The organism is Streptomyces sp. NBC_00104 (assembly GCF_045160825.1).
Taxonomy (GTDB): domain Bacteria; phylum Actinomycetota; class Actinomycetes; order Streptomycetales; family Streptomycetaceae; genus Streptomyces.
On the sequence record NZ_CP108215.1, the window covers coordinates 3,257,966 to 3,281,291 of the forward strand.

22 protein-coding genes and 1 tRNA gene are annotated in these 23,326 nt (G+C 72.2%); 14 read left to right on the plus strand and 9 right to left on the minus strand.

The window, feature by feature from the left end; translation table 11 throughout:
- Positions 1–6 precede the first annotated feature (6 nt).
- A complete protein-coding gene (locus OG272_RS14120; RefSeq protein WP_326583157.1) occupies positions 7–519 on the plus strand; it encodes a GNAT family N-acetyltransferase in 513 nt (170 codons plus the stop codon).
- Here OG272_RS14120 and OG272_RS14125 read toward each other — a convergent pair.
- Positions 494–2,680: a DHA2 family efflux MFS transporter permease subunit gene (locus OG272_RS14125; RefSeq protein WP_405893514.1), complete on the minus strand. Its 2,187-nt coding sequence runs from the start codon at positions 2,678–2,680 to the stop codon at positions 494–496. The two genes, OG272_RS14120 and OG272_RS14125, sit on opposite strands and share 26 nt — an antisense overlap.
- A gap of 212 nt (positions 2,681–2,892) precedes the next feature.
- Positions 2,893–3,576 carry a hypothetical protein gene (locus tag OG272_RS14130; RefSeq protein WP_405893515.1) on the minus strand — a complete coding sequence of 228 codons (684 nt, stop codon included), beginning with the start codon at positions 3,574–3,576 and terminating at the stop codon, positions 2,893–2,895.
- A 13-nt stretch (positions 3,577–3,589) separates the two neighbouring features.
- Between OG272_RS14130 and OG272_RS14135 the strand changes: the two genes are divergently transcribed.
- Both OG272_RS14135 and OG272_RS14140 read left to right on the plus strand, forming a co-directional pair.
- Entirely contained in the window at positions 3,590–4,345 is a 756-nt protein-coding gene (locus OG272_RS14135) for a peptidoglycan-binding protein (RefSeq protein ID WP_405893516.1), read from the plus strand.
- 129 nt (positions 4,346–4,474) lie between these two features.
- Positions 4,475–4,795, plus strand: a complete 321-nt coding sequence (locus OG272_RS14140) for an antibiotic biosynthesis monooxygenase (protein WP_326583154.1) — start codon at positions 4,475–4,477, stop codon at positions 4,793–4,795.
- Between the two features lie 337 nt (positions 4,796–5,132).
- On the opposite strand, the gene OG272_RS14145 is transcribed toward OG272_RS14140, so the two are convergent.
- A complete protein-coding gene (locus OG272_RS14145; protein WP_328222911.1) occupies positions 5,133–5,507 on the minus strand; it encodes a helix-turn-helix domain-containing protein in 375 nt (124 codons plus the stop codon).
- A gap of 70 nt (positions 5,508–5,577) precedes the next feature.
- Between OG272_RS14145 and OG272_RS14150 the strand changes: the two genes are divergently transcribed.
- Entirely contained in the window at positions 5,578–6,498 is a 921-nt protein-coding gene (locus OG272_RS14150) for an NAD(P)-dependent oxidoreductase (RefSeq protein WP_405893517.1), read from the plus strand.
- A gap of 198 nt (positions 6,499–6,696) precedes the next feature.
- Here OG272_RS14150 and OG272_RS14155 read toward each other — a convergent pair whose 3' ends face one another.
- Together OG272_RS14155 and OG272_RS14160 are read right to left on the minus strand one after the other, a co-directional pair.
- Positions 6,697–7,365, minus strand: a complete 669-nt coding sequence (locus OG272_RS14155) for an HAD family hydrolase (RefSeq protein WP_328222913.1) — start codon at positions 7,363–7,365, stop codon at positions 6,697–6,699.
- Between the two features lie 165 nt (positions 7,366–7,530).
- On the minus strand, positions 7,531–8,118 hold the full coding sequence (locus OG272_RS14160) for a TMEM165/GDT1 family protein (RefSeq protein ID WP_405893518.1): 588 nt from the start codon (positions 8,116–8,118) through the stop codon (positions 7,531–7,533).
- A 631-nt stretch (positions 8,119–8,749) separates the two neighbouring features.
- Here OG272_RS14160 and OG272_RS14165 point away from each other — a divergent pair.
- The 5 genes from OG272_RS14165 to OG272_RS14185 all read left to right on the plus strand — a co-directional run bounded on the left by OG272_RS14165 (position 8,750) and on the right by OG272_RS14185 (position 15,141).
- Positions 8,750–9,394 (plus strand): HNH endonuclease family protein, encoded by a 645-nt coding sequence (locus tag OG272_RS14165; protein ID WP_326583149.1) that lies wholly within the window; start codon positions 8,750–8,752, stop codon positions 9,392–9,394.
- A gap of 86 nt (positions 9,395–9,480) precedes the next feature.
- Positions 9,481–11,130: an alkaline phosphatase D family protein gene (locus tag OG272_RS14170; RefSeq protein WP_328222915.1), complete on the plus strand. Its 1,650-nt coding sequence runs from the start codon at positions 9,481–9,483 to the stop codon at positions 11,128–11,130.
- Positions 11,131–11,701: 571 nt separating this feature from the next.
- Positions 11,702–13,699: an FAD/NAD(P)-binding protein gene (locus OG272_RS14175; protein WP_405893519.1), complete on the plus strand. Its 1,998-nt coding sequence runs from the start codon at positions 11,702–11,704 to the stop codon at positions 13,697–13,699.
- A gap of 86 nt (positions 13,700–13,785) precedes the next feature.
- Positions 13,786–14,241 carry a DoxX family protein gene (locus OG272_RS14180; protein WP_326583146.1) on the plus strand — a complete coding sequence of 152 codons (456 nt, stop codon included), beginning with the start codon at positions 13,786–13,788 and terminating at the stop codon, positions 14,239–14,241.
- Positions 14,242–14,529: 288 nt separating this feature from the next.
- Positions 14,530–15,141 carry a VTT domain-containing protein gene (locus OG272_RS14185; protein ID WP_326583145.1) on the plus strand — a complete coding sequence of 204 codons (612 nt, stop codon included), beginning with the start codon at positions 14,530–14,532 and terminating at the stop codon, positions 15,139–15,141.
- Between the two features lie 205 nt (positions 15,142–15,346).
- Here OG272_RS14185 and OG272_RS14190 read toward each other — a convergent pair whose 3' ends face one another.
- A complete protein-coding gene (locus tag OG272_RS14190) occupies positions 15,347–15,574 on the minus strand; it encodes a DUF2277 domain-containing protein (RefSeq protein WP_326583144.1) in 228 nt (75 codons plus the stop codon).
- A 186-nt stretch (positions 15,575–15,760) separates the two neighbouring features.
- Here OG272_RS14190 and OG272_RS14195 point away from each other — a divergent pair, with 186 nt between their 5' ends.
- Positions 15,761–16,687 carry a ketopantoate reductase family protein gene (locus tag OG272_RS14195; protein WP_405893520.1) on the plus strand — a complete coding sequence of 309 codons (927 nt, stop codon included), beginning with the start codon at positions 15,761–15,763 and terminating at the stop codon, positions 16,685–16,687.
- A 356-nt stretch (positions 16,688–17,043) separates the two neighbouring features.
- On the opposite strand, the gene OG272_RS14200 is transcribed toward OG272_RS14195, so the two are convergent.
- Positions 17,044–17,970: a LysR family transcriptional regulator gene (locus tag OG272_RS14200; protein WP_326583142.1), complete on the minus strand. Its 927-nt coding sequence runs from the start codon at positions 17,968–17,970 to the stop codon at positions 17,044–17,046.
- A gap of 145 nt (positions 17,971–18,115) precedes the next feature.
- On the opposite strand from OG272_RS14200, the gene OG272_RS14205 reads away from it, so the two are divergent.
- Positions 18,116–18,442, plus strand: a complete 327-nt coding sequence (locus OG272_RS14205) for a hypothetical protein (RefSeq protein WP_326583141.1) — start codon at positions 18,116–18,118, stop codon at positions 18,440–18,442.
- A gap of 63 nt (positions 18,443–18,505) precedes the next feature.
- Here OG272_RS14205 and OG272_RS14210 read toward each other — a convergent pair.
- A tRNA-Val gene (locus OG272_RS14210) sits at positions 18,506–18,577 on the minus strand.
- 329 nt (positions 18,578–18,906) lie between these two features.
- Here OG272_RS14210 and OG272_RS14215 point away from each other — a divergent pair.
- The 3 genes from OG272_RS14215 to OG272_RS14225 all read left to right on the plus strand — a co-directional run bounded on the left by OG272_RS14215 (position 18,907) and on the right by OG272_RS14225 (position 22,100).
- Positions 18,907–19,647: a DUF4097 family beta strand repeat-containing protein gene (locus OG272_RS14215; protein ID WP_327729957.1), complete on the plus strand. Its 741-nt coding sequence runs from the start codon at positions 18,907–18,909 to the stop codon at positions 19,645–19,647.
- Between the two features lie 447 nt (positions 19,648–20,094).
- A complete protein-coding gene (locus OG272_RS14220) occupies positions 20,095–21,363 on the plus strand; it encodes a hypothetical protein (RefSeq protein WP_326583139.1) in 1,269 nt (422 codons plus the stop codon).
- A 92-nt stretch (positions 21,364–21,455) separates the two neighbouring features.
- Positions 21,456–22,100: a DUF4383 domain-containing protein gene (locus OG272_RS14225; RefSeq protein ID WP_326583138.1), complete on the plus strand. Its 645-nt coding sequence runs from the start codon at positions 21,456–21,458 to the stop codon at positions 22,098–22,100.
- 28 nt (positions 22,101–22,128) lie between these two features.
- Here OG272_RS14225 and OG272_RS14230 read toward each other — a convergent pair whose 3' ends face one another.
- The gene (locus OG272_RS14230; protein WP_405893521.1) at positions 22,129–23,271 is read right to left on the minus strand and encodes an amidase domain-containing protein; all 1,143 of its coding nucleotides are present in this window, start codon (positions 23,269–23,271) and stop codon (positions 22,129–22,131) included.
- Positions 23,272–23,326 lie beyond the last annotated feature (55 nt).

Genomic DNA, 23,326 nt, shown 5'->3' on the forward strand with positions numbered 1-23,326 from the left:
ACCGGCATGACCCGCATGACGACCACCTGGTCCGTGGAGGACGAGCCCCACGACTCCCCCGTCGCCGCCGCGCTCTGGCGGGCGTACTACACGGAGGTCAGCGACCGCTGGTATCTGCTGCACGAGGGGCGCGTCACGGACCCGGACGAGTTGGAGCGCGAGGTCGCGGCGGACACCGGGGCGTACCTGTCACCGCCGGACGGGGTGCTCCTGGTGGCCCGCTACGGGGGCGAACCGGTCGGCACGGCGGGGGTACGGCTGACGGACGCCGCGACGGCCGAGCTGAAGCGGGTCTTCCTGCTGGCGGAGGCACGCGGCAAGGGCGGAGCCGCCCTCCTCGTCACGGCCGCCGAGGACGCCGCCCGCGCCCTCGGCGCCGAACGGATCGTCCTCGACACCCGGGGCGACCTGGTGGAGGCCCGCGCGCTCTACGCCCGGCTCGGCTACGAGGAGAGCGCCCCGCACAACGACCACGAGTACGCGGACCACTGGTTCACGAAGAGACTGACGTGGACGTAGGAGCCGCAGGGGGCGTGGGCGGCGTACCGGAGGTCGTCGTGGTCGTCGGCCGTCGGGTGATCGCTCCCTCGTGGTGCGGGCGTTCCGCGTCCGAGCCGCAGAGTTCGGCGTTGAGTTCCTCGACGAGGCGGACGAGGTCGGTGGGGCGGTCGGGGCCCCACCAGTCGCCGAGGAGTTCGGCGAGGGAGTCCTCGCGGGCCTTGGAGAGCCGCTCGGCCGCCACCTGGCCGCTGTCGGTGAGGACGAGGTCGATGCCGTCGCGGCGGGCGAGGCGGCGCTCCTCGACCTGCCGGGTCGCCGCCATGATCACGTCGAGCGGGACGGCGCTGCGTTCCGCGAGCACGGCGGGCTCGGCCCAGCCGTACCGCCGGATCCGCAGCAGCAGCCAGCTCGCGGCGGGCAACAGGTCGTAGCTGGCCCGTGCGGTGATCTTCCGGTAGATCTCGCGGCGGCCCTCCCGGGACCCGAGCACCGACAGCGCCCGGCACACCTCGTCGTACGACGACCGCTCGACGGGGTTGCTGGCGAGCGTCTCCGTGGCATCCGGCGCCGTCACGGACGCCCGCAGCCGGTCCTCGCGCAGGAACAGGGCGAGGACGAACCCGACGACGGCGACGGGGGCCGCGTAGACGAAGACGTCGGTGATGGAGGAGGCGTAGGCGTCGAGGACGGAGGGGCGCAGCGCGGCCGGGAGTTCGGCGATCTCGCGCGGGTCGGCCTTGAGCCCGTCCACGCTGACGCCGGACGGCAGCGAGGCCCCGTCGAGGGCGTCGGTGAGCTTGTCGCCGAGGTGCCCGGCGAAGACCGTACCGAAGACCGCCACCCCGAACGAGGCGCCGATGGACCGGAAGAAGGTCGCGCCGGAGGTGGCGACGCCGAGGTCCTCGTACGAGACGGCGTTCTGCACGACGAGGACGAGGACCTGCATGACGAGGCCGAGCCCGAGCCCGAAGACGAAGAGGTACGCGCTCATCTCGCCGTCACCGCTGTCCGCGTCGAGCTGGTGCAGGAGCAGCAGGCCCAGCGTGGTGACGGCCGTGCCGACGACGGGGAACACCTTCCAGCGGCCCGTGCGGCTGACGATCTGCCCGGAGACCGTCGAGGACAGCAGCAGCCCGAACACCATCGGCAGCATGTGCACACCCGACATGGTCGGCGACACACCGTGCACGACCTGCAGGAACGTCGGCAGGTAGGTCATCGCGCCGAACATCGCGAAGCCGACGACGAAGCTGATCACGGCGGAGAGGGTGAAGGTGCGGACACGGAACAGCTTGAGGGGCAGGACGGGTTCGGCGGCCCGCCGCTCGACGGCCACGAACACGACGACGAGCAGGACGGCCAGGGCGGAGAGGCCGATGATCTGCGGCGAGGTCCAGTCCCAGGTGGTGCCGCCGAGGGAGGCGACCAGGACCAGACAGGTGGCCACGGAGGCGATGAGGAAGGTGCCGAGGTAGTCGATGACGTGCCGCTCGGCCTTGCGCGGGATGCGCAGCACGGCGGCGATGACGAGCAACGCCACCGCTCCCACCGGCAGGTTGACGTAGAACACCCAACGCCAGCTCAGATGCTCGGTGAACAGCCCGCCGAGCAGCGGGCCGAGCACGCTCGTCGCACCGAAGACCGCGCCGAAGAGCCCCTGGTAGCGCCCGCGTTCACGCGGCGGGACGAGATCCCCGACGATCGCCATCGACAGCACCATCAGCCCGCCGCCACCGAGCCCCTGCAGGGCCCGGAACCCGATCAACTGGGGCATGTTCTGTGCCATTCCACACAGCGCCGACCCGATGAGAAAGATCACGATCGCCGTCTGGAACAGCCTCTTCCGGCCGTACTGGTCGCCGAGCTTGCCCCACAGCGGGGTCGCCGCCGTCGCGGCCAGCATGTACGCCGTGACCACCCACGACAGGTGCTCCAGCCCGCCGAGGTCGCTCACGATCGTCGGCAGCGCCGTCGACACGATGGTCTGATCGAGTGCCGCCAGCAGCATTCCCAGCAGCAGGGCCCCGATGGAGACCATCACGCCACCGGGCACACCTTCGGCGACGGGCACGCCGTGCCCGCGGGGGCCGGGCGGGGGCGTGCGTCCGGCGGTGTCGTCGGCGGTGTTCGCGGCCTCGTCGCCGCCGTCGGCGGTGGCGTGGTCGATGTCGTCGGTCATGCAGACCTCCCGAGCTCCCGAGGGTCTCGTACAGCGTCCCCAGTGTCCTCTTCTTCCGCGTCCACTACATCGTGGTGGGTGTGACCGGTTATGGCCTGTCGAGGCGATCCGGAACCCCTGATTCCCGGGGCGCCTGGGAGATTCTGTGTCGATCGTTTGCTTAAACTCTGGAGTCTTCGCGGGGAGGAACGACACGTGAGTGAACCGACCAGTCACATATGCCCGGAATGCTCCACACCCCGGGCCTCGGACGGCACGCCGTCCTGCGCGTGCGGCCGCCGCGCGTCCGAGGCCCTTCTCGAAGCCCGTACGGCCGAGGCGGCGGCCGCGGAGGACTTCGACCCCCTCCGGATACGCCCGTACGTGGAGCTGGGCGACGAGAACGACGGGCCCCTCGAAAGCCCCCGGCGCCCCGGAACCCCCGGCGGCGACGCAGCCCTGACGACGCGGCAGGAGCGGGTGGAGCACGGGCCGGGCGGAACTGGGCCGAGTGGGTCGGGTTCCCCCTTGCCGGGGCCCGACCCGACGTCGACGATCGCCATGCCGGTGACCACGGCGGCGACCGCGGCGGCGACCCCGACCGGGCCGGACGTGGCGGACGTGCGGCTGTTCGACCAGAGGGACGAAAAGCCCGGCGGGGGCGGACCCGACGCGTCGCACACGACGAGCGCGTCGAGCGTCTCCTCGCCCCAGGCACTGTTCCCGACCCCGCCGTCACCCTCGCCGTACGCGTCGTCCTCGCCGTACGCGTCGCCCTCGTCACCCTTCTCGGCACGCCCACCCTTCTCGGGCCCGGCGAGCCCTTCGGCTCCGGTGGCGCCCTCATCCCCCTCTTCGGCATCGTCATCCCGGTCGGGCCCGGCCGGCCCGACGCCATGGCCGGCGTCGGGGGCCACGTCGACGGCTCCCGTGCCCTTCGCATCCGATGCCTCCGCCGGCCCCGACCGCCCTTCCCCGCACTCCCTCTCCCCCTCCCCCTCCCCCGCCTCGCCGTCCGCGGGGCGCCCCGGGCGTCGACGCCGTCGCCGTACGGGACTGATCGCCACCCTCGCCGGGACGGCCGCCGCGGGGGTGATGGCCGCCGCCGGACTCGCGAGCGGACTCTTCTCGTACGACGCCCCCGAGCGGGACCGCGCGCTGCCGGACGACCTGCGGGCGAGCGCGCCGGACACGTCGCCCGACGGGGAGGCGTCGCCGGTGGAACCGCCGGCGGAGGGCGGGGGCGGGGCGCCCGCACCGGCGCCGCCGGGCGGCGGGGCCGCGTCGCCGAGCCCCACGAAGAGCCCCTCCCCTTCCCCTTCGCCGTCGCAGCCGTCGGGCTCGCCGTCGGCGTCCGCCTCGGCGAGCCCGACGCAGAGCGCGCCCAGCGCCGGCGCCGCCGGCGGCTCGTCGGCCGCCGGCGCGGACGACTCGGACGACAGCCGGCTGGTGGTGCCCCAGACGCTCCGCGTCGGCGACGACGACCCCGAGGTGACCGAACTCCAGCTCCGGCTGAACCAGTTGGGCCTCTACAACGGCGACATCGACCAGAACTACGACAGCCAGGTCGAACAGGCCGTCCTCTTCTACCAGAGCAGCCGTGGGATCACGAAGGACAAGGAAGAGCCGGGCGTCTACGGCCTGGTGACCCGGGAGCGGCTGGAGTCCGAGACGAAGGAGCCGTGACCGGCGGGGCGGCGGGAGCGACTGGACGGCGGCGATAGGCGCACGGGGGCGGCAGGGCCGAAGGGGGCCGAGTTCGGCCGACGGGAGTCGGGCGGTGCCCCTTCGTCCCGCGTGATGCAGGATGAAGCCATGAGTATCGTCAAGATCAACGTCCTCACGGTTCCCGCTGAGCAGCGTGAGGTGCTGGAGAAGCGGTTCGCCTCCCGCGCCGGGGTGGTCGAGAGCTCGGACGGCTTCGAGTGGTTCGAGCTGCTGCGCCCCGTCGACGGCACCGACAACTACCTCGTCTACACCCGCTGGCGCGACGAGGACGCCTTCCAGGCGTGGATGGAGGGCCCCATGAAGCAGGCCCACCAGGGCGGCGGCGACCGCCCCAGGCCCGCCGCCTCCGACTCGACCGTCTGGACCTTCGAGGTCCTCCAGCAGACGGGCCCGAAGAACGAGGCCTGACGCCGCCGCCCCACACGGCTCACCCGAGCCATCGCCATCGCCATCGCCCCCGTCCAGCAACTGCGCCGGCGCAGTTGCTGGACGGGGGCGAACCGGCATCAGGACGAGGGACGCCAGGCTCTCGTCGGGAAGTCGCCCGCCGAAGGAACGACCTGAAGGAACGACCCGGAGGAACGACCCGGCCGATGCTCCCTCGTTCCCCATAAGTACCCACCTTTTTGTGGGTACTTGGCGGAAGGCGGCCGTCGGGCGACCCTTGTGGTGAGGGAGCGGCCGAAAGGTCGCGTGACACCGATCAGGGGACGGAAGACGGACACGATGACGATGATGTGACGGTTCAGGAGGCGGACCGGGACGCGACCTCGGCCTCGCCCTCGACCCCGGTGAGCGTCTCCAGGCGTCGGTGCCCCCAGTCCGACAAGGGCCCCAGCGCCGAGGAGAGTTCACGGCCGAACGGGGTCAAGGAGTACACGGTCTTCAGCGGCAGCACGTCGTGCACCTCCCGGTGCACGAGCCCGTCGGTCTCCATCTCGCGGAGTGCCTGGGTCAGCACCTTCTCGCTGAGGCCCGGCAGCAGCCGACGCAGCTCACCCGGACGGTACGGACCGGACTCCAGCAGCCAGAGCAGCGACGTCTTCCACTTTCCCTCGATCACGGCGATCGCCGCGGTGACCCCACAGACATTCGGGTCCTGGGCACGCTCGCGCGTCATTCTCGCTCCCCCTCGCCCCATTCGTCGCGCATCGACGAACCGACCAACTTCCCACAGGAGTCACCGAGTCATGCCCGCACACACCGAAGAGCCCACCACTACCGCCGGCACAGCCACTCCCGCTCCCACCGTCACCGTACTCGGCCTGGGTCCGATGGGCCGGGCCCTCGCCGGCGCCTTCCTGGACGCCGGGCTGCGGACCACGGTCTGGAACCGTACGCCGGGCCGGGACGGGGAACTGCTCGCGCGGGGCGCCGTCGGCGCCGGGTCGGCCGAGGAGGCGGTGGCGGCGAGCACGCTGACCGTCGTCTGCGTGGTCAACTACGACGCCTCGGACGCGGTACTGCGCGGCCCGGAGGTCGCCGGGGCGCTCAAGGGCCGCACGGTGGTCAACCTGACCGCCGACACCCCGGACCGGGCCCGCTCCACCGCCGCGTGGGCGGCCGAGCACGGCGTCGACTACCTCGACGGGGCGATCATGACGCCGACGCCGACCATCGGCACCCCGGACGGCGTCTTCCTCTACAGCGGCTCCGAGGACCTCTACCGCGCCCACCGGCCCGTGCTGGGCGCGTTGGGCGGCACCCACACCCACCTCGGCGAGGACATCGGCCGGGCGGCGACTTTCGACATCGCGCTGCTCGACCTCTTCTGGACCTCGATCGCCGGCTACACCCATGCCCTGGCGCTGGCCCGGGCGGAGGGTGTCACCGCGCGGGAGCTGACCCCGTTCGCCCAGGGGATCGCCGCGATCCTCCCGCCGCTCTTCGAGGAGGGCGCGAAAGAGGTCGACAGCGGTCGGCACTCCGGCGAGGGCAACCCGCTCACCTCGGCCGTGTCGACCATGGCCCACGTCGTCCAGGTGTCCGAGTCCCACGGCATCGACGCGAGTGTCATGCGGGCGGCCGAAGGCTTCGCCCGCCGCGCCATCGCCCTGGGCCACGGCACCGACGGCTTCACCAGGCTGACGGACGTCCTCGACCGCCGTTAGGCGGGCGGCGATCCCGCTGCGGGGCCGATGCCCGCCACCCCGACGGCCGCCACCCCGACGGCCGCCGACCGGCGGTCCCGGAGGGGTGGCGGGGCACCGGCCCCGCCGCCCGCCGTCTCACCGCCCGCGGTCTCCCCTTCAGCCGTCTCCCCTTCAGCCGTCTCCCCTTCAGCCGTCTCCCCGTCAGCCGTCTCCCCGTCAGCCGTTCACGTGCAGCCGGATCGTCCCGTCGTCGGCCACCTCGACCCGCACCGCCGTCAGGTCGGGCACCACCACGTCCGGACCGTGGGACCGCGCCCGCTCCCCGACCCCCACGACCCGCATCCCCGCGGCGCGTCCGGCCTCGATCCCCGCCCCGGAGTCCTCGAAGACGACGCAGTCCTCGGGGGCGATGCCCAGTTCGGCGGCCCCCTTCAGGAAACCCTCGGGGTCCGGCTTGCTCGCGCCGACCGACTCGGCGGTGACGCGCACCTCGGGCAGCGCCAGCCCGGCCGCGCCCATCCGTGCCGTGGAGAGCGCGACGTCCGCCGAGGTCACCAGGGCGTGCGGCACACCGCCGTCGACGAGGGACGCGAGGAACTCGGGTGCGCCGGGTATCGGGACGACGCCGTCCACGTCGGCGGTCTCCTCGGCCAGCATCCGCACGTTGTCCGCGAGGTTCTGCTCCATGGGGCGTTCGGGCAGCAGGACGGCCATCGTGGCGTACCCCTGGCGGCCGTGCACCACCTTCATGATCTCGGCGCCGTCCAGCCCGTGCCGCTCGGCCCAGCGCCGCCAGACGCGTTCGACGGCGGCGTCCGAGTTGACGAGGGTGCCGTCCATGTCCAGCAGGAGGGCGCGGGCGGTCAGAACGGTGGTGGCCGTCATCAGCAGCTCCAAGGCACGACAAAAAAAGGGGGGCCATAGCCGTCAGACCCGGCGAGGCGCCCCGGAAGGAACAAGGCGGCCCCGCCCACCGGTCAGGGAATGCGGGCGGGAGCCACTTTGTTCCTCTACGGTACAAAACAAACGGGGGCGCCGCCACCCCCTCACTCATCCCGCCACGGCCTCCCACAGACTCCACACACCGAGCCCCACCATCAGCACGGCGGCGACCTGCGTGATCAGCTTCAGTGGCACCCACTTCATCAGCGCCTTGCCGCCGACGATGCCGAGCCCGGCCACGGCCCACAGCGCGAGGACCGCCCCGAGACCGACGGAGAGCGGATCGTCGTACCGGGCCGCGAGGTTCGCCGTCATGATCTGCGTGAGATCCCCGAACTCGGCGACCAGGATGAGCATGAAACCCGCCCCCGAGACCTTCCAGAAGCTCTGGTTCTCGGGCCGCCGGACCTCCGCGGCTCCCTCGGCCCCGCCCTTCGTCCTCAGCAGCACCGCCGCGCCACCCAGGAAGAGCACGCCCGTCAGCGCGTGCACGACCTGCTGCGGCAGCAGGGTGAGGACGCTGCCCGCCGCCACCGCGAGCGTGACGTGGACGGCGAACGCGGCGGCGACACCGGCGAAGACGTACGAGGCGCGGTAACGGGTGCCGAGGACGAGACCGGCGAGCGCGGTCTTGTCGGGGAGTTCGGCGAGGAAGACGACGCCGAAGACGAGCGCCGTGACGCTGAAGCTGATCAAGGTTCCTCAATCGGTCGGGCCACCCCACCGAGAGAAATCATCCGCTGACGCGACACCTCGGCACGGCAGCACACGGTCCGTCCGCGCCGGACGGCACGGACGATGCACTGCTTGCCGAAGGTCTCGCTGGCCGGTCCTGCTCAACAGGACCCGCCTCCGGGCGCCGGCTCAGACGAGCTGAGCAGTATGTCGACGGTCCGGCGAAGAGCTACTCCCCTTCTGCGCGGTCCATGGTACGCGGGGCGCGTCAGGGGTGGGGATGCCGGGCTGTCCGCCGGGCTGTCCGCCGGGTGCGGGTCGGGTGAGGGCCGGTCGCGGTTCCCCGTGCCCCTTGACGGGACGGGTCCCGCCCGGGGTCCTTCAGGGGGCGCGGGGAACCGCGCGAGCATGGCCGCTCCGACGTGAGGACGTGCGTCCGTCCGACGGTCCGAACCACCCGCGCCCGCACCCCGGTCCCGGCCGCCCTCCCCCCGGAGGCATCACCGCCCGCGCCTGTGAATCACGACCGCAACCCTTGTCGTGTCATGCGCACGTCACTAGCTTCTCACCAGACGCACATCCGCCGGTAACACCGCGACGCGACCCTTCAATCGCTCGCACCCCAACGCCCCCGGCTCCACAAGGAGTTCACATGCGCAGGTTCTACGCGCGTCGACGAGTCAGCATACTCGCGGCGCTCAGCGGATTGATAGCCTCCGTGGCACTCTTCAGCGCCCCCACCGCCTCCGCCGCGCTGCCCACCCCGGTCAGCGCCTCCACCGCCCGCTCCTACCTCGCCACCCTCACCGTGACGACCGAGGACCGCACAGGGTACAACCGGGACCTGTTCAACCACTGGATCACCATCAGCGGCACCTGCAACACGCGCGAGACGGTCCTCAAGCGCGACGGTACGAACGTCGTCACCAGCTCCGCCTGCGCCGCGACCAGCGGCTCCTGGTACTCCCCGTACGACGGCGCCACCTGGACCGCCGCCTCCGACCTGGACATCGACCACCTGGTGCCGCTGGCCGAGGCCTGGGACTCCGGCGCCGACAGCTGGACCAGCACCCAGCGCCAGAACTTCGCCAACGACCTGACCCGCCCGCAGCTCATCGCCGTCACGGACAACGTGAACCAGTCGAAGAGCGACCAGGACCCCGCCGAGTGGATGCCCTCGGTCACGTCCTACCGCTGCACGTACGTCCGCGCCTGGGTCCAGGTGAAGTACTACTACGACCTCTCCGTCGACTCCGCGGAGAAGAGCGCCCTCACCAGCTACCTGGCGAACTGCTGAACCCTGTCGAACAAAATGGCCCGGAACCTCCCCGTTCCCCTCCGTCGTTCCGTACCGTACGGGGCGACGGAGGAGAGTGATCGCTGATGGCGGGGCTTCGCCTGGGACCACTGCTGAGATATGTGGACGGCTCGTCCGCGACCGTATGGGTCGAGGCGAGCCGTCCATGCGTCGCCGAAGTGCGCTGCGCCGGCGGCGGGCGCGGCGAGGCCCGCACCTTCCAGATCGCCGGCCACCACTACGCGCTGGTCCCGGTGACGGGTCTCGCGCCGGGCACGGCCTCGGCGTACGAGGTGCTCCTCGACGGCACACCCGTGTGGCCGCCGCCCGAGTCCCCTTTCCCGCCCTCCGAGATCCGCACCCCCGCCGAGGGCGACACCGTCCGGGTCGCCTTCGGCTCCTGCCGATGGGCCGCGCCGCCCGCGGGTGAGCCGGACCCGGTGGGCCCGGACGCCCTGGACACCCTGGCGGACCGCCTGGCCACCGAACCGGGCACCGAGCGTCCCGACGTACTCCTCCTCCTGGGCGACCAGGTCTACGCGGACGAGACCTCCAAGGCCACCGGCCGCTGGCTCGCCGCCCGCCGGAACCTGGCGGACCCGCCGGGCGACCAGGTGGCGGACTACGAGGAGTACACCCACCTCTACTACGAGTCCTGGCTCGACCCCGAGATCCGCTGGCTGCTCTCCACCGTCCCCAGCTGCATGATCTTCGACGATCACGACGTCGTCGACGACTGGAACACCAGCGAGGCCTGGCTCGCCGACATGCGGGCCACCCCCTGGTGGCGCGAGCGGATCCTGAGCGGCCTGATGTCGTACTGGGTGTACCAGCACCTCGGCAACCTCTCCCCCGCCGAGCTGGCCGCCGACCCGGTCCACGCCGCCGTACGCGCCACCCCGGACGGTACGGACGCGCTGCGTGCCCACGCCGCCGAGGCCGACCGGGAGCCGGCCTCGGTCCGCTGGAGCTACCGGCGGGACTTCGGGCGCGTGCGGGTCCTGATGCTCGACAGCCGGGCCGCGCGCGTCCTGGAGGAGGGGAACCGCTCCATGCTGAACCCCGGCGAGGCACGGTGGCTGCGCGACCAGGCACTGGACACGCCCGGCTCGTACGACCATCTCCTCATCGGCACCTCCCTGCCCTGGCTGCTGCCCCACCTCGTGCACGACGCCGAGTCCTGGAGTGCGGCCCTGTGCCGGGGCGAGCGCGGGGACCGCTGGGCGCGGTTCGGGGAGAAGCTGCGCCAGGGCGCCGATCTGGAGCACTGGGCGGCCTTCCCCGACTCCTTCGAGTCCCTGACCCGGCTGATCGCCGAGGCGGGCTCGGGCGCCGACGCCCCGGCGACCGTCCTCGTGCTCTCCGGGGACGTGCACCACGCGTACGTCGCCGAACCGTCCTGGCCGGAGCCCGGCGGTCCCGACGCCCGGGTCCTCCAGCTCACCTGCTCCCCCGTGCACAACTCCATCCCGCTGTCGATAAAGCTCGGCTTCCGCTTCGGGTGGAGCGGGACGGGGCGGGCGCTCGGCCGGTGGTTCGGGCGGCACGGGCGGGGTGCGCGGCCGTCGATCGACTGGCGCAGGACGGACGGCCCCTGGTTCGGCAACCACCTCATGACGCTGACGCTGCACGGCCGTTCGGCGCGGCTGCGGCTGGACCGCGCGCGGGCCCGGCGGGGCAGCAGGGCACGGCTGGAAACACGGTCGGATTCGGCACTCACCGTTCCTGTGGACTGAGCAGGAGTGGGTCCTGTTCGGCCGCGCGCCCCGAACGGTCTTGGGCGAGCTGGTCCCCGGTGTACTCGACCCGGGGGCGGCGACACGCATCCTGTGCGTGGTCCGGGCCCGGGAGGCCCCCGCGGCCGGAGGCCGCTGATGAACCAGCCCTGCGCGACCTGGCCATATGGGTACGGCCAGAGGCGACGGGGAGGCCCTGAACCATCCTCTGGTGGAGCAGGGCCCCGCACGCCGACGCCGTACCCGGTGTCCCAGGTCGCACGACCACGTCAGCCCGATCAGCCCAGGGCACCGCAAGCTCACAAGTGGACGATCACACGAGCGAGCTAATTCGACCTCGTGCGCACTCTGCGGCAAGCAGCTACCACCCCTAATCCACCGATTGCGCACGGTTGTTGCCCCTGTTGTCCGAGATGCTCGTGAGGCATGCCACACCTGGCGCGCCTGATGGGTCCCTGGGCTCTGTTCCCGTGGTGTACGGCGGCATGATGAGGCGGACCGTCCGCTTCCCGGCGGGCGGTCCGCCGCACCGCGCCCCACGATGCGCCCCACACGCACGGGAGTTACCCCCTTGCCGGACATTCCAGGTTTCTCAGGGATCAGTGACATCGGCGTCGCCCTGGTCGGCGCCGGCCCGCGCGGCACCAGCGTCCTGGAACGCCTCTGCGCCTCCGCGCCCGAACTGCTCCGCCCCCGCACCCGTCTGACCGTCCACGTCATCGACCCCGCGCCGCCGGGCCCGGGCCAGGTCTGGCGCACCACCCAGTCCCCCCACCTGCTGATGAACACGGTGGCCTCCCAGGTCACCCTCTTCACCGACGACAGCGTGGACTGCTCGGGCCCGATACGCCCGGGCCCGAGCCTGTACGAGTGGGCGGCCGGCGCGGCGGACGGGCGGGACGCGGCGGACGGGTGGGGCGGGTTGGGGCCGGACGACTATCCGACGCGGGCCCGGTACGGCCACTATCTGGAGTGGGTGTTCGCCGAGGTGGTGCGCGGCGCGCCGCCCGAGATCCGGGTCGTGGTCCACGGCACCCGCGCGGTCCGCCTCGACGACGGCCCCGACGGCGGTCAGCGACTCACGCTCGCCAGCGGCCGCGTCCTCACCGGCCTCGCCGCCGTGGTCCTCACCCAGGGCCACCTCCCCACCGTCCCGGACCGGGCGGAACGGGACCTGGCCGGGTACGCCGCCCGCCACGGCCTGCGTCACTTCCCGCCCGCCAACCCGGCCGACCTCGACCTCTCCCCCGTCGCCCCGGGCGAACCCGTCCTCCTGCGCGGCCTCGGTCTCAACTTCTTCGACCACATGGCCCTGCTGACGACCGGCCGGGGCGGCCTGTTCGTACACGACGCCGAGGGCGGCCTGCGGTACGAGCCCTCCGGCCGCGAACCCCGCCTGTACGCCGGGTCCCGGCGCGGCATCCCGTATCAGGCGCGCGGCGACAACGCCAAGGGCCCCTACGGCCGCCACACCCCGCTCGTCCTGACCCCCGAGGTCATCGCGGGCTTCCGCAAGCGCGCGGACTCCGGTGAGGCGCCCGACTTCCTGGCGGACATATGGCCGTTGGTGGCGAAGGAGGTCGAAACGGTCTACTACGAGGCGGTGTTGGGGGCATCGGCGCACTCGGCCTCGACGACGTGTCGCGACTCCCGCAGCGGTCTTCGCGACCACGCCCCCGCCTCCTTCCGCGACCTGTTCCTCGCCGCGCCCCACCGCTCCCCCCAAGAGGGCGCCGTTCTCGACGAGTTCGGGATCGCGGAGGGGGACCGGTGGTCGTGGGACCGGGTGTCGCGGCCGTACGCGGGACGGGAGTTCACGGACGCGGAGGACTGGCGGGGCTGGCTGCTGGGGTATCTGCGCGAGGACGCGGCGCAGGCCGCGCTCGGGAACGTCGACGGGCCGGTGAAGGCGGCCCTGGACGTGCTGCGGGACCTGCGGAACGAGCTGCGGCTGATCGTGGACCACGGCGGGCTGGCGGGCGGGTCGCGCCGGGAACATCTGGACCGCTGGTACACACCGCTGAACGCGTTCCTGTCGATCGGTCCGCCCCGCAGCCGGATCGAGGAGATGACCGCGCTCATCGAGGCGGGCGTGCTGACCGTACTCGGCCCGCGCCTCGACGTACGGCCGGAGGAGGGGGCCTGGCTGGCCCACTCGCCCGACGTGCCGGGGTCGGCGGTCCGGGTGACGACGGTGGTCGAGGCCCGTCTGCCGGAGCCGGACCTGCGCAGAACCGCCGACGACCTGCTCGCCGACCTGCTGGCGACGGGAGGGTGCCGCCCGCACCGGGCGGACGGGTACGAGACGGGCGGGCTGGACGTGACCCCTCGCCCCTACCACCTGATAGACCGTCAAGGTGTGGCGCACCCACGGCGGTTCGCGTTCGGCGTCCCCACGGAGGGCGTGCACTGGGTGACGGCGGCGGGCGCCCGGCCGGGGGTGGATTCGGTCACACTTTCGGACGCGGACGCCGTGGCGCGAGCGGCTCTACGTGCGACGACACCCGCGAGAACTCCCCGAACGCAGGTAAAGAGCTGGCCAGATGTTGAACTTGCAAGCATCGATTAGGACTGCCTACCTTGGGTGACTCGTCGGTAATAACCGTCCCCACCGGTCCCACAAGGACCGGGTCACTACCGAAGGAGTCCCCCACCATGACCGGACGCCTCAACAGCGCCCAGCCATACGCCCTCGGACTGTTCCGCATCGTCATCGGCCTGCTCTTCACCTGCCACGGCGCCCAGAGCCTCTTCGGCGTCCTGGGCGGCGCGGACGGACAGGGCGCCACCGTCTCCGCCGGCGCCTGGCCCAACTGGTACGCGGCCGTCATCGAACTCGTCGGCGGCGCCCTGGTCCTTCTCGGCCTCGGCACCCGCTTCGCGGCGTTCATCGCCTCGGGCGCGATGGCCTACGCGTACTTCAAGGTCCACCAGCCGCAGGCCCTGTGGCCGGTCGAGAACGGAGGCGAGGGCGCGGCCCTCTACTGCTGGGCCATGTTCCTCCTGATCTTCACCGGCTCCGGCGCGCTCGGCCTCGACCAGCTCTTCGCCAAGCGCCAGGCCACGTCCTCGGACAAGACCGACAGGAGCAAGGCCCCCGTGGCGGCCTGACCTCCCCGGTCACCGCTTCGCACACACGGGCCGCCGGGGGCACCACTCGCCTCCGGCGGCCTCGGCCGCTCTCCCGCCTGTCCCCCCAGCCCCCTCATACGCCGTTCCCGCACCGCTGTCGCCGAACTGGCACCGAACCGTCCGAGCGAACTGTCCGAGCGAACTGTCCGAATGAACACGGTGTGACAGACACATGAGCCCCTGCGGGCCGTCTGTCATACCCGGGGCGTACGCTGTTCGGCTGTCACGGGTCACCGTGCCGTCGGGGGAAAAACAGGAGAGTGCTCGGTGCTTGAGAGTCTGGGTTGGCTGGCCGCCGGCCCATGGATCTACGCCGTCGTGGGCGTGTCCATCGTGTTGGACGTGTTCCTCCCGGTCCTCCCGAGCGGTGTCCTGGTCGTCGCGGTGGCCACGGCGGCCGCGGCCGAGACGGCGGCCGGCGCGATGGCCCGCGAGGTGCCCGACATCCTGGTGCTGATGCTCTCGGCGGCGACCGCGTCCGTGCTCGGTGACCTGGTGGCGTACCGACTGGCCTGGCGGGGCAGTGCCCGACTCGACCGCGCCATCGCCCGCTCCCGGCGCCTGACGACCGCGCAGGAACGTCTCGGCGCCGCGCTCGCAGGGGGTGGCGGCCTCCTGGTCGTCGTCGCCCGCTTCGCCCCCGCCGGCCGCTCCGTCGTCTCCCTCGGCGCCGGCGCCGCCCGCCACCGGGCCCGCGACTTCCTCCCCTGGTCCGCCGTCGCCGGACTCGCCTGGGCCGCCTACAGCGTCGCCCTCGGCTACTTCGGCGCGCAGTGGCTCGGCCCCACCTGGATCGCGACCGCCGTCTCCTTGGCAGCCCTCTTCGGCGCGGGCGCGGCCGCGGCGTACTTCATGCGCCGCCCCCGCGTCGGCGACTGACCTCCGGCCGCGGAAGAAGTGGTTGTTCGCCGCCCCTGAAAAGCACAGGGCGCAGCCCCTGCTTTTCAGGGGCGCGGGGAACTGCGCGACCAGCCCCCACCGGACCCGCGCACACTCACGCACCCAGGCCCCCAAGCTCCCTCGGGGTCGAAGGGGCAGCGCCCCTGGAGTATGGGGACGGGTAGGGGCGGCGGGGGCGAAGAACCTATCCGGCCCGCCGCGGAGCGCCCCGCACCTCCAAGCCGTCCAGCAACTCCGCCGTGGCCGCCGCGATCTCGTCCACCGCGCGGTCGAAGACCTCGCGATTGTGGGCGGCGGGCGCACGAAAGCCGGAGACCTTGCGGACGTACTGCAGGGCGGCGGCACGGATGTCGTCCTCGGTGGCCTCTTCGGGGAGGACGGGCGGTCGAAGAGTCTTGATACTGCGGCACATGCACCCAGTCTCCCGCGGAGGCCCGCACAACCCCAGGCCGTAGGGCGGCAGCTCACCACACCTCCCAAGCACATCCCAAGCACCTCCTTGGGTATCAGCAAGTTTCCCCGAGGATTGACTCCACCCTCCACCCCTTGTGATCATCACCGAGGCCGGCTCGACCCGCCCGGCAGAAACGAGGGGACCATGACGAAGGAACGGCTCACGGTGGCGGTGCTGGGCCCCGGCGGCGTGGGCGGACTGCTCGCCGCACTGCTGGCCCGCGCCGGGAACCGGGTGATCTGCCTGGCCGGAGAGCGGACCGCGCAGACCCTGGAGAAGGACGGCGTCCAGGTGAGGAGCGCCCGCTTCGGGGACTTCACCGCCCGCGTGGAGCCCGCGACCGAGCTCCGCGAACCGGTCGACGCGGCCCTGATCACGGTCAAGCACACCACCCTGGCGACCGCCCTGGACCGGCTCCCGGCGACGGCACTGGGCCCCGAGGCCCTGGTCGTACCGTTCCTGAACGGCGTCGAGCACCCTGCACGCCTTCGCGCCCACTACGGCGACGCCGTCCCCGTCGCCCCCGCCGCCATCCGCGTCGAGTCGACCCGCATCGCCCCGGGCGTCATCGAGCACGGCGGCCCCCTCGCCGAGGTCGACCTGACCGGCGACACCGTCCCGCGCGATCGCCTCAACTCCCTTGCCGGAGCCCTGGAATGGTCCGGCGTGGGCGCCCGCGTGCTGCCGGACGAGACGGCCGTACTGTGGGCGAAGATGTCGTTCCTGGCCCCGTTCGCCCTGCTGACGACCCGTCACGGTCTGCCCCTCGGCGAGATCCGCACACACCACCGCGAGGAGCTGACCGCCCTGGTGGAGGAGACGGCGGCGGTCAGTACGGCCTGCGGCGCCCCCGTGGACCCGGCCGAGACCCTCCGCCGCTACGACACCTTCCCACCCACCACCAAGTCCTCCATGCAACGCGACGCCGAGGCCGGCCGGCCCCTCGAACTCGACGCGATCGGCGGGGCGTTGCTCCGCGCGGCCGACCGGCACGGCGTAGGGGCGCCCGTGGCGACCAAGGTGGTGGAGGAACTGCGGACGGCGGCGGAAGCGCGGACGGCGAGCCACTGATCCGGGAGAGGAGCCCTTACGGTCGGCCACCGGCCCGGCGGTGGGCCACAGAGGGCGGTTCCACAGACGGTGGGCCACCGAGCCGGTGAAGGCACCGCGGGCGGCGGACCCCCGATCCGGCGGCGGAACCACGGGTCGGCAGGCCACCGGGCCGACCGACGCACTCCACGCCACAGGCCTCCGAGCCGGCCACCCGGCCCCGGCATGGCCGGCCGACCGGCCTCGCCCGGCCCGGGTTGTGGAACGCCGTGGACTTCGATGACGGCTGCTGCCGCGAACCCGCCCGGCCCGGCACCTGGTACCGGCAGCCCGGCCCACCCACGCCCCCAGCCCAACTCCCCACCCACCCCCCGGCTTCACCCCTCGACCGCCCGCACCCCGCCCCCCACCCGCACCGCGTGCCGGGCCACCGTGTCGGCGAAGGCGCGGGCCGGGGGTGACAGCGCCTCCCAGCGTCGTACGGCCCAGCCGACGGTGAGCGGGGGCAGGTCGGGGACCGGGACGAAGCGCAGCCCGGGGTGGCCCGGGCCGGTCCAGCCCGGGAGCGCGGGGACCACGGCGTGACCGACGCCGAGTTCGGTGAGGAGGATCGCGGTGTCCCAGTCGGCGACACCGGCACCGGAGGAGCTGACGGAGATGCCCAACTCACGGTAGGCAGCGCCGAGATGGGCGTACGAGGTGGAGTTCTCCGGCAGCCCGATGAGCCGCATCCCGTCCAGCTCCCGGCCCTCCACCCGCTCCCGTCCGGCGAGTTCGTCGTCGGCGCGGACGGCGAGCACCCAGGGCAGCTCCGCCACGGCCCGCTGCTCGATGCCACGGACGGCGGGCCCGAGGGTCACCCACGACAGGTCGAGATCCCGGGACGGGTCGGCCAGCGCGTCGCAGCACCCGGCGCTCGACCGTACGGTCTGGAACTCCAGGCCCACGTCCGGGTAGGCACGCCGGAAGTCGACGATGCCCTGCGCCATGAAGTGCCGCACGGTCGTGCCGCCGGTGGCGATCCGTACGACACCGCCGTCGCCCCGCACCATCTCGGCCAGCCGGCGCAGCGCGAGGTCCAGCCCGGTGATGCCCTCGGCCGCCGCCTCCTGGAGCACCCGCCCGGCCCGGGTGGGCACGACCCCGCGGGCCTGGCGCTCGACCAGCCCGACGCCGACCTCCCGCTCCAGCCGCCGTACGTGCTGGCTCACCGCCGACTGGGTGCAGCCCAGCTCACGGGCCACCGCACTGAGGCTCCCGGCCCGGCACACGGCGACGAAGACACGGAGATCGTCGAGAGTCATGGCCCGACGATACCCAAGGTTGAGCTTGGGTGATGAGGCCACCCTCAAGCCCTTCCTCAAGGGCATCCACCCGTTCGGATGAACCCGGGCCCGAAGTGACAGAAGGAACTCGCATCCCAAAATCGAACAGGCGTACCATTGCCGCGTGGCTAAGACCTATGACTTCCCCAGTGACCTCCTCGCCGGTCAGGAGGAGCTGCATCAGGTCCGGGCCGAGCTCCTGGCACTGCTGAAGCGGCTGCCCTGGTCGGTCGAGCCCCTGGACGGTTTCAGTGACGACAACGGCTGGCGGAAGGTCGAGCGCCCCGCCTCGCCGGGCTGGACGCCCGACGAGCAGGCCGAGGTGGAGAAGCTCCGCGAGCGCGAGCGGGAACTGGCGGTGTTCGTGAGCTGCCACCGCTTCTGGGCCGAGGTCGCCGCCGAGGAGAAGGTGGAGGCCCGCACCCGCCTGAAGCACGCCCACGGTTCCTGAGACGCGGAGGACCCCGGGCACGCGAAAGACCCCGGCCGTGATCGGCCGGGGTCTTCGTCCCGGTGGGCATGGACGGTTTCGAACCGCCGACATCCTGCTTGTAAGGCAGGCGCTCTACCCCTGAGCTACACGCCCGAGTACGAGTCGACAGCCTACATCGCCCGAGGGCATGCCCCGCAAACGCGCATTCGGCCCGCGCCCGGGCCGTCCCGGGGGTTATCCCCACCTCTGATCCGGGAGCCGCCCGGATCCCCCCGAACTCCCCCGCTCCGTACGGTCGAAGGACAGCGAAGGCAGCGAAGGACGGCCGGCGAAGGACAGTCGGTGCAGGACAGTCCGGGACGACGGAAGACCGGCCCCAGGGGGAGATCGTCATGACACGCACGGCACGCACGGTTGGCACAGCACGCACGGCACGCACGGTTCGTACGGTTCGTACGGTTCGCAGGTCACGCGCGGGAGCGGTGGCCGTCGCCGGGCTCGCCGTCGTGCTCATGGCGTCCGTCGCCGCGTGCGGGGCGGACGCCGGGGAGGACCGGGACCCGGAGCACCGGAGCTTCGCTCTTGAGGGCCGGACGCTCACGGTCGACTCGGACGACTCCGCGCTCGAACTGGTCGCGGCGGACGTGGACGAGGTCGAGGTGACCCGGTGGTTCGAGGGGCGGGTCATGGTCGGCGGGAATCCGCGGGTGACCTGGGAGATGAAGGACGACCGGCTGAAGCTGCGGGTGGAGTGCTCGGGCATGGTCGCCGACTGCGCGGCCAAGCACCGGATCGAGGTGCCGCGCGGAGTCGCCGTCGCCGTGCGGAGCGACGACGGGAGTGTGACCGCGAAGGGCCTCGCGGAGCCGCTGGAGGTCCGGTCCGCCGACGGTGCCGTGCGGGTCAGCGACTCCACCGGGCCCCTGGAGCTGCACACCGACGACGGTTCGGTGCGTGCGCTCGGTGTCGAGTCGCGGAGCGTCAAGGTGAGCACGAAGGACGGTTCGGTCAAGCTCGAACTCGGCGTCGTACCGGACCTGGTGGAGTCCCGCAGCGACGACGGCTCGATCAGTATCGGGCTGCCGCGCGACACGTCGTACCGGGTCGAGACCGGGAGCGACGACGGTTCCGTGGATGTCTCGGTGCCCCGTGACGAGGACAGCTCCCATGTGGTGACCGCCCACACCGAGGACGGATCGGTGAAGGTGCGGACCACGGACTGAGAGCCGTCGGGGAAGCTCGAACCGATCGACCCGTGTTTTCGTCCTTGACCGGTGGGAGAATGGCACCGGTCAGGGTGGATGACAGCACGGGAGAGGGATGTGACGGCGACACCTGCAGAGCCGCACTCGCCGATTGTGCCGAGCGCACAACAACCCCACAGCCGTGCACCACGACCAGCACCCGCACCCCCGCCACTGCCCGCGGCCGACCCCAGGCCGCGTTCGACGGACAGCCCTGCGCCGCAGCAGTCGGGGTCGGGAAGCCCCGTAGCACGGCAACCCGGTACCCACGCGCCGCGGCCCCGAAGCCACGCGCCGCAGCCCCGGAACCCCGCGCCGCAGCCCCCGAGCCACACGGCGCAGCCCCCCGGAGCCCGGCGTCCCCTTCGGCGCTCGGCCGGTCGGGACGCCGTCGTCCTCCTCGCTCTTCCCCTCCTCGCCGCGCTCGTGCTGCCCGCGGCCTTCGCCGGGGGCGGGACGCGACGGTGGTTCGGGGGCCGCGCGGAGGGGCAGCGGGCCGAGGCGCAGGCGGCGAAGGACGCCGCCGCCGCGGCGTTCTACGAGCTGGACACCGCGCAGCGGGATCTGCGGATCTCGATAGAGACGATCACGGCGGTGGACGACTCCCCGGGCGCCCGCCGGGCGGTCTCCGGCTTCGAGGCGCTGGGGCGGCGGATCGACGAGGCCAGCAGCCAGTACATCGACGCCGTCGACGCCCATGACCTGGACCGGGACGACCTGGAGGCGTCCGCGGCTTCCCGGGCCCGGACCGAGCTGACCGCGGCCAAGGACGAGCTGGGGCGGGTCAAGCAGGAGCTGGACCGGTTCGCCCAGGGCCTCGGGCCGCTGCTCGGCAAGGCCGAGACCCAGCTGGCCCGGCTGGCCCCGGCGGTGGAGCGTGCCCGGCAGGGCCTGCTCGCCGCCTCCAACGCCCTGGACGCCGTACGGGGTTCGGGGCTGAAGGCCGACGACCTCGCCGCCCGGCTCGCGGCCCTCGCGCCCGAGCTGACCAAACTCAATCAGGGCGCGGGACAGCACGGCGTACCGGAGACGCTGGAGCGGGCCGACCGGGTCGTGCGCGAGGCGGAGGCGGTACGGGCGGAGGCCGAGCGGCTGCCGGAGAAGGCCGCCGAGATCGACCACCGGCTGGTGTCGCTGCGCACCCGCGCGGAGGCGCTGGGCACCCGGGCGGGGCAGGTGCCGCAGGTGCTGAGCGAGCTGCGGCGGCGGTTCGTGGCGGCCTGCTGGCAGGACCTCCAGCAGGTGCCGGACCAGGCCGCCCAGGACGTCGAGCAGGCCCAGCTGAAGCTGCGCGAGGCGCGGGCCGCGCGGGACGCCCAGCGCTGGCCGGACGCGACGTCGCTGCTGTCGACGGTACGGGCGCTGCTGAACCACACCGACGAGGAGGTCTCCGCGGCCGGTGACCGGCTGCGGCGGCTGAACGCCGTGCAGAAGGACCCCCAGCAGGAGATCGACCGGACCCGGTTCGCCATCCGGGACGCCCAGCGCCTCGCGATGACCGGCCGTTCCACCCCCGATCCGCGCCACGCCCGACCGCTGGACGACTCCGTCGGCCGGCTGGACCGCGCGATCGCCACGCTGGAGGGCCGCCACCCCGACTACTGGCACTTCCTGACCGAGACCGAGGCAGTCCGGCAGAACGTGGCCCGGGTCGTCGATCTGATCCGCAAGGAGCGCGGGGCGGGCAGTACCTGAGGCGCCCGAGGCCACTGGGTTGCCCGGCGGAGCCCCCCGGCGGATGCTGAAGGGGTACGCAGTCCTCCGCTCACACCCGATGGGAGGCGGACATGGCCACGCATGCCACGCACACGGTGCGTCCGAAGGGCCGGCACGCGGGTCCCCGGCGGCGGATCAGGATCGACGAGCACCTGCCCGTCGACCACCGCCTCAGCAGGGTCTACCGGGTCGGGGCGGGCCTGATGGGCCTGTTCCTGCTGGTCTTCGGCATCCTGGGCCTCATCGACAAGGTGGGCTGGTTCGACACGAACGGCGACGAGGTCGTGGGGCTGAACACCAACGGCACGCTGAGCGTTCTGTCGATCGCCGTGGGGCTGCTGCTGCTCGTCGGGATGGTGATCGGCGGCAACGTCGCCTCCACGCTGAACATGACGCTGGGCGTCCTGTTCATCCTGAGCGGCTTCGCGAACATGGCGCTGCTGGACACCGACTCCAACTTCCTGGCGTTCCGCATCCAGAACGTCCTCTTCAGCTTTGTCGTCGGCATCCTGCTGATGACGTTCGGGATGTACGGCAGGGTCGGCACCGCGCTGCCGCACGACAACCCGTACTGGCGGGCCCGCCACCCGGAGGAGGCGGACCGCGAGGTGCGGCGCAGGGCCGGTGTGGGGATGGCGAAGCTGGAACGGGCCGACGCCCTCCCCGAACCGGAGTCCGGAGCGGAATCCGGGTCGGACGGGAAGGGCGCCGGCTGACACCTGGTCGGGCCCGGGGGCCCGGGGCTCAGGTGCGGTACGCGTAGTAGTTCGCGGTCGGGTACGAGGCGATGATGCTCGCGACCGAACGGCGGTACGTGTCCGCGTCGTGGTACGTCAGGTACGGGACGCCGCTGGAGCTGCGGTAGGTCGTCATCATGGAGTGGTCCTTGGACCCGTCCGCGTTGAAGTCGACCTGCAGCACGTCGCCGATGTCCATCTGGTAGACGTTCGCGAGCGCGGTGGTCCGCTTGGCGGTCTGGGTGAACCAGGACCACTCGTTGACGCCGATCCAGGCGTCGGCCGTACCGTTCGACGCGTAGTACCAGGTGTCGTACTCCTCGGGCGTGACCGTGGAGATCTGCTTCCAGCCGCCCGCCAGGAGGCCCTGGCTGAGGTAGTTGGTGCAGTCGCCGCCCGCCGCGTTGTACTTGCGGTACGCCGAGTTGTAGTTCTTCCAGTACTTCTCGGTGTACGTCGCCATCGCGTTGTAGTTGTAGGCGCCGCCCGTGAGCGTCTTCGGCTTGGCCACCGGGTTGCGGGTGGTGGCCGCCTTGGGGGCGCTGATGATCGCCATCGGCGTACGGCTCAGCTTGGCGTCCGCCGCCGGTGCCACCGGCTCGTTGATGCGGGGCGCGCCGCCGTCCGTGGAACGCATGGCGGTCAGCTGCCACGTGCCACCGGCCTGGGCGGTGAAGGTGAGCACGTGGTGCGCCTCGAAGCCCGTGGAGGCGGGCTCGTCGCCGCGTATCTTCTTGTACTTGAGGGTCGTGGTCTCGGTGACCTTGACCGTGGCCTTCTGGCCCTTGACCTTGGCGCTGTCGACGGTGACCTCGGTGTCGGCCGAGGTATAGGCCTCACCAAGGTCGGCCAGGCGGGACTTGGTGCCGCGCAGGGCGGTCAGCTTGCCGTCCTCGGCCTTCTTCTGGCCGGAGGACAGCTTCACTCCGCCGGTGGGCTTCAGCGACTTGCGGGCGGCCTTGCCGCCGAGCAGGACGGCCGTGCGGTCGGTGAGCACGTTGTCCGCGACGCGGCCGAAGGCGTCCTTGGTCGCGCTCGTGACCTTGGGCGTCGAGGCGGCGGCGTGCGCGCCGGTGACAGGCAGCAGCGCGGAGGCCAGCACGGCCGCCGTGAGGGTCGAGCCTGCGAGGCTCAACGTCCTTGATCTCACTGGGATTCTCCTTGACCCCGGGTTGGTCTTACCCGGGAGCGAATCTTTACATGAC

Coding starts and splice junctions, on each gene's coding strand:
- OG272_RS14120 (WP_326583157.1), top strand. CDS start 7: ATGACCCGCATGACGACCACCTGGTCCGTGGAGGACGAGCCCCACGAC.
- OG272_RS14125 (WP_405893514.1), bottom strand. CDS start 2,680: ATGACCGACGACATCGACCACGCCACCGCCGACGGCGGCGACGAGGCC.
- OG272_RS14140 (WP_326583154.1), top strand. CDS start 4,475: ATGAGTATCGTCAAGATCAACGTCCTCACGGTTCCCGCTGAGCAGCGT.
- OG272_RS14145 (WP_328222911.1), bottom strand. CDS start 5,507: ATGACGCGCGAGCGTGCCCAGGACCCGAATGTCTGTGGGGTCACCGCG.
- OG272_RS14150 (WP_405893517.1), top strand. CDS start 5,578: ATGCCCGCACACACCGAAGAGCCCACCACTACCGCCGGCACAGCCACT.
- OG272_RS14155 (WP_328222913.1), bottom strand. CDS start 7,365: ATGACGGCCACCACCGTTCTGACCGCCCGCGCCCTCCTGCTGGACATG.
- OG272_RS14165 (WP_326583149.1), top strand. CDS start 8,750: ATGCGCAGGTTCTACGCGCGTCGACGAGTCAGCATACTCGCGGCGCTC.
- OG272_RS14170 (WP_328222915.1), top strand. CDS start 9,481: ATGGCGGGGCTTCGCCTGGGACCACTGCTGAGATATGTGGACGGCTCG.
- OG272_RS14180 (WP_326583146.1), top strand. CDS start 13,786: ATGACCGGACGCCTCAACAGCGCCCAGCCATACGCCCTCGGACTGTTC.
- OG272_RS14190 (WP_326583144.1), bottom strand. CDS start 15,574: ATGTGCCGCAGTATCAAGACTCTTCGACCGCCCGTCCTCCCCGAAGAG.
- OG272_RS14195 (WP_405893520.1), top strand. CDS start 15,761: ATGACGAAGGAACGGCTCACGGTGGCGGTGCTGGGCCCCGGCGGCGTG.
- OG272_RS14200 (WP_326583142.1), bottom strand. CDS start 17,970: ATGACTCTCGACGATCTCCGTGTCTTCGTCGCCGTGTGCCGGGCCGGG.
- OG272_RS14225 (WP_326583138.1), top strand. CDS start 21,456: ATGGCCACGCATGCCACGCACACGGTGCGTCCGAAGGGCCGGCACGCG.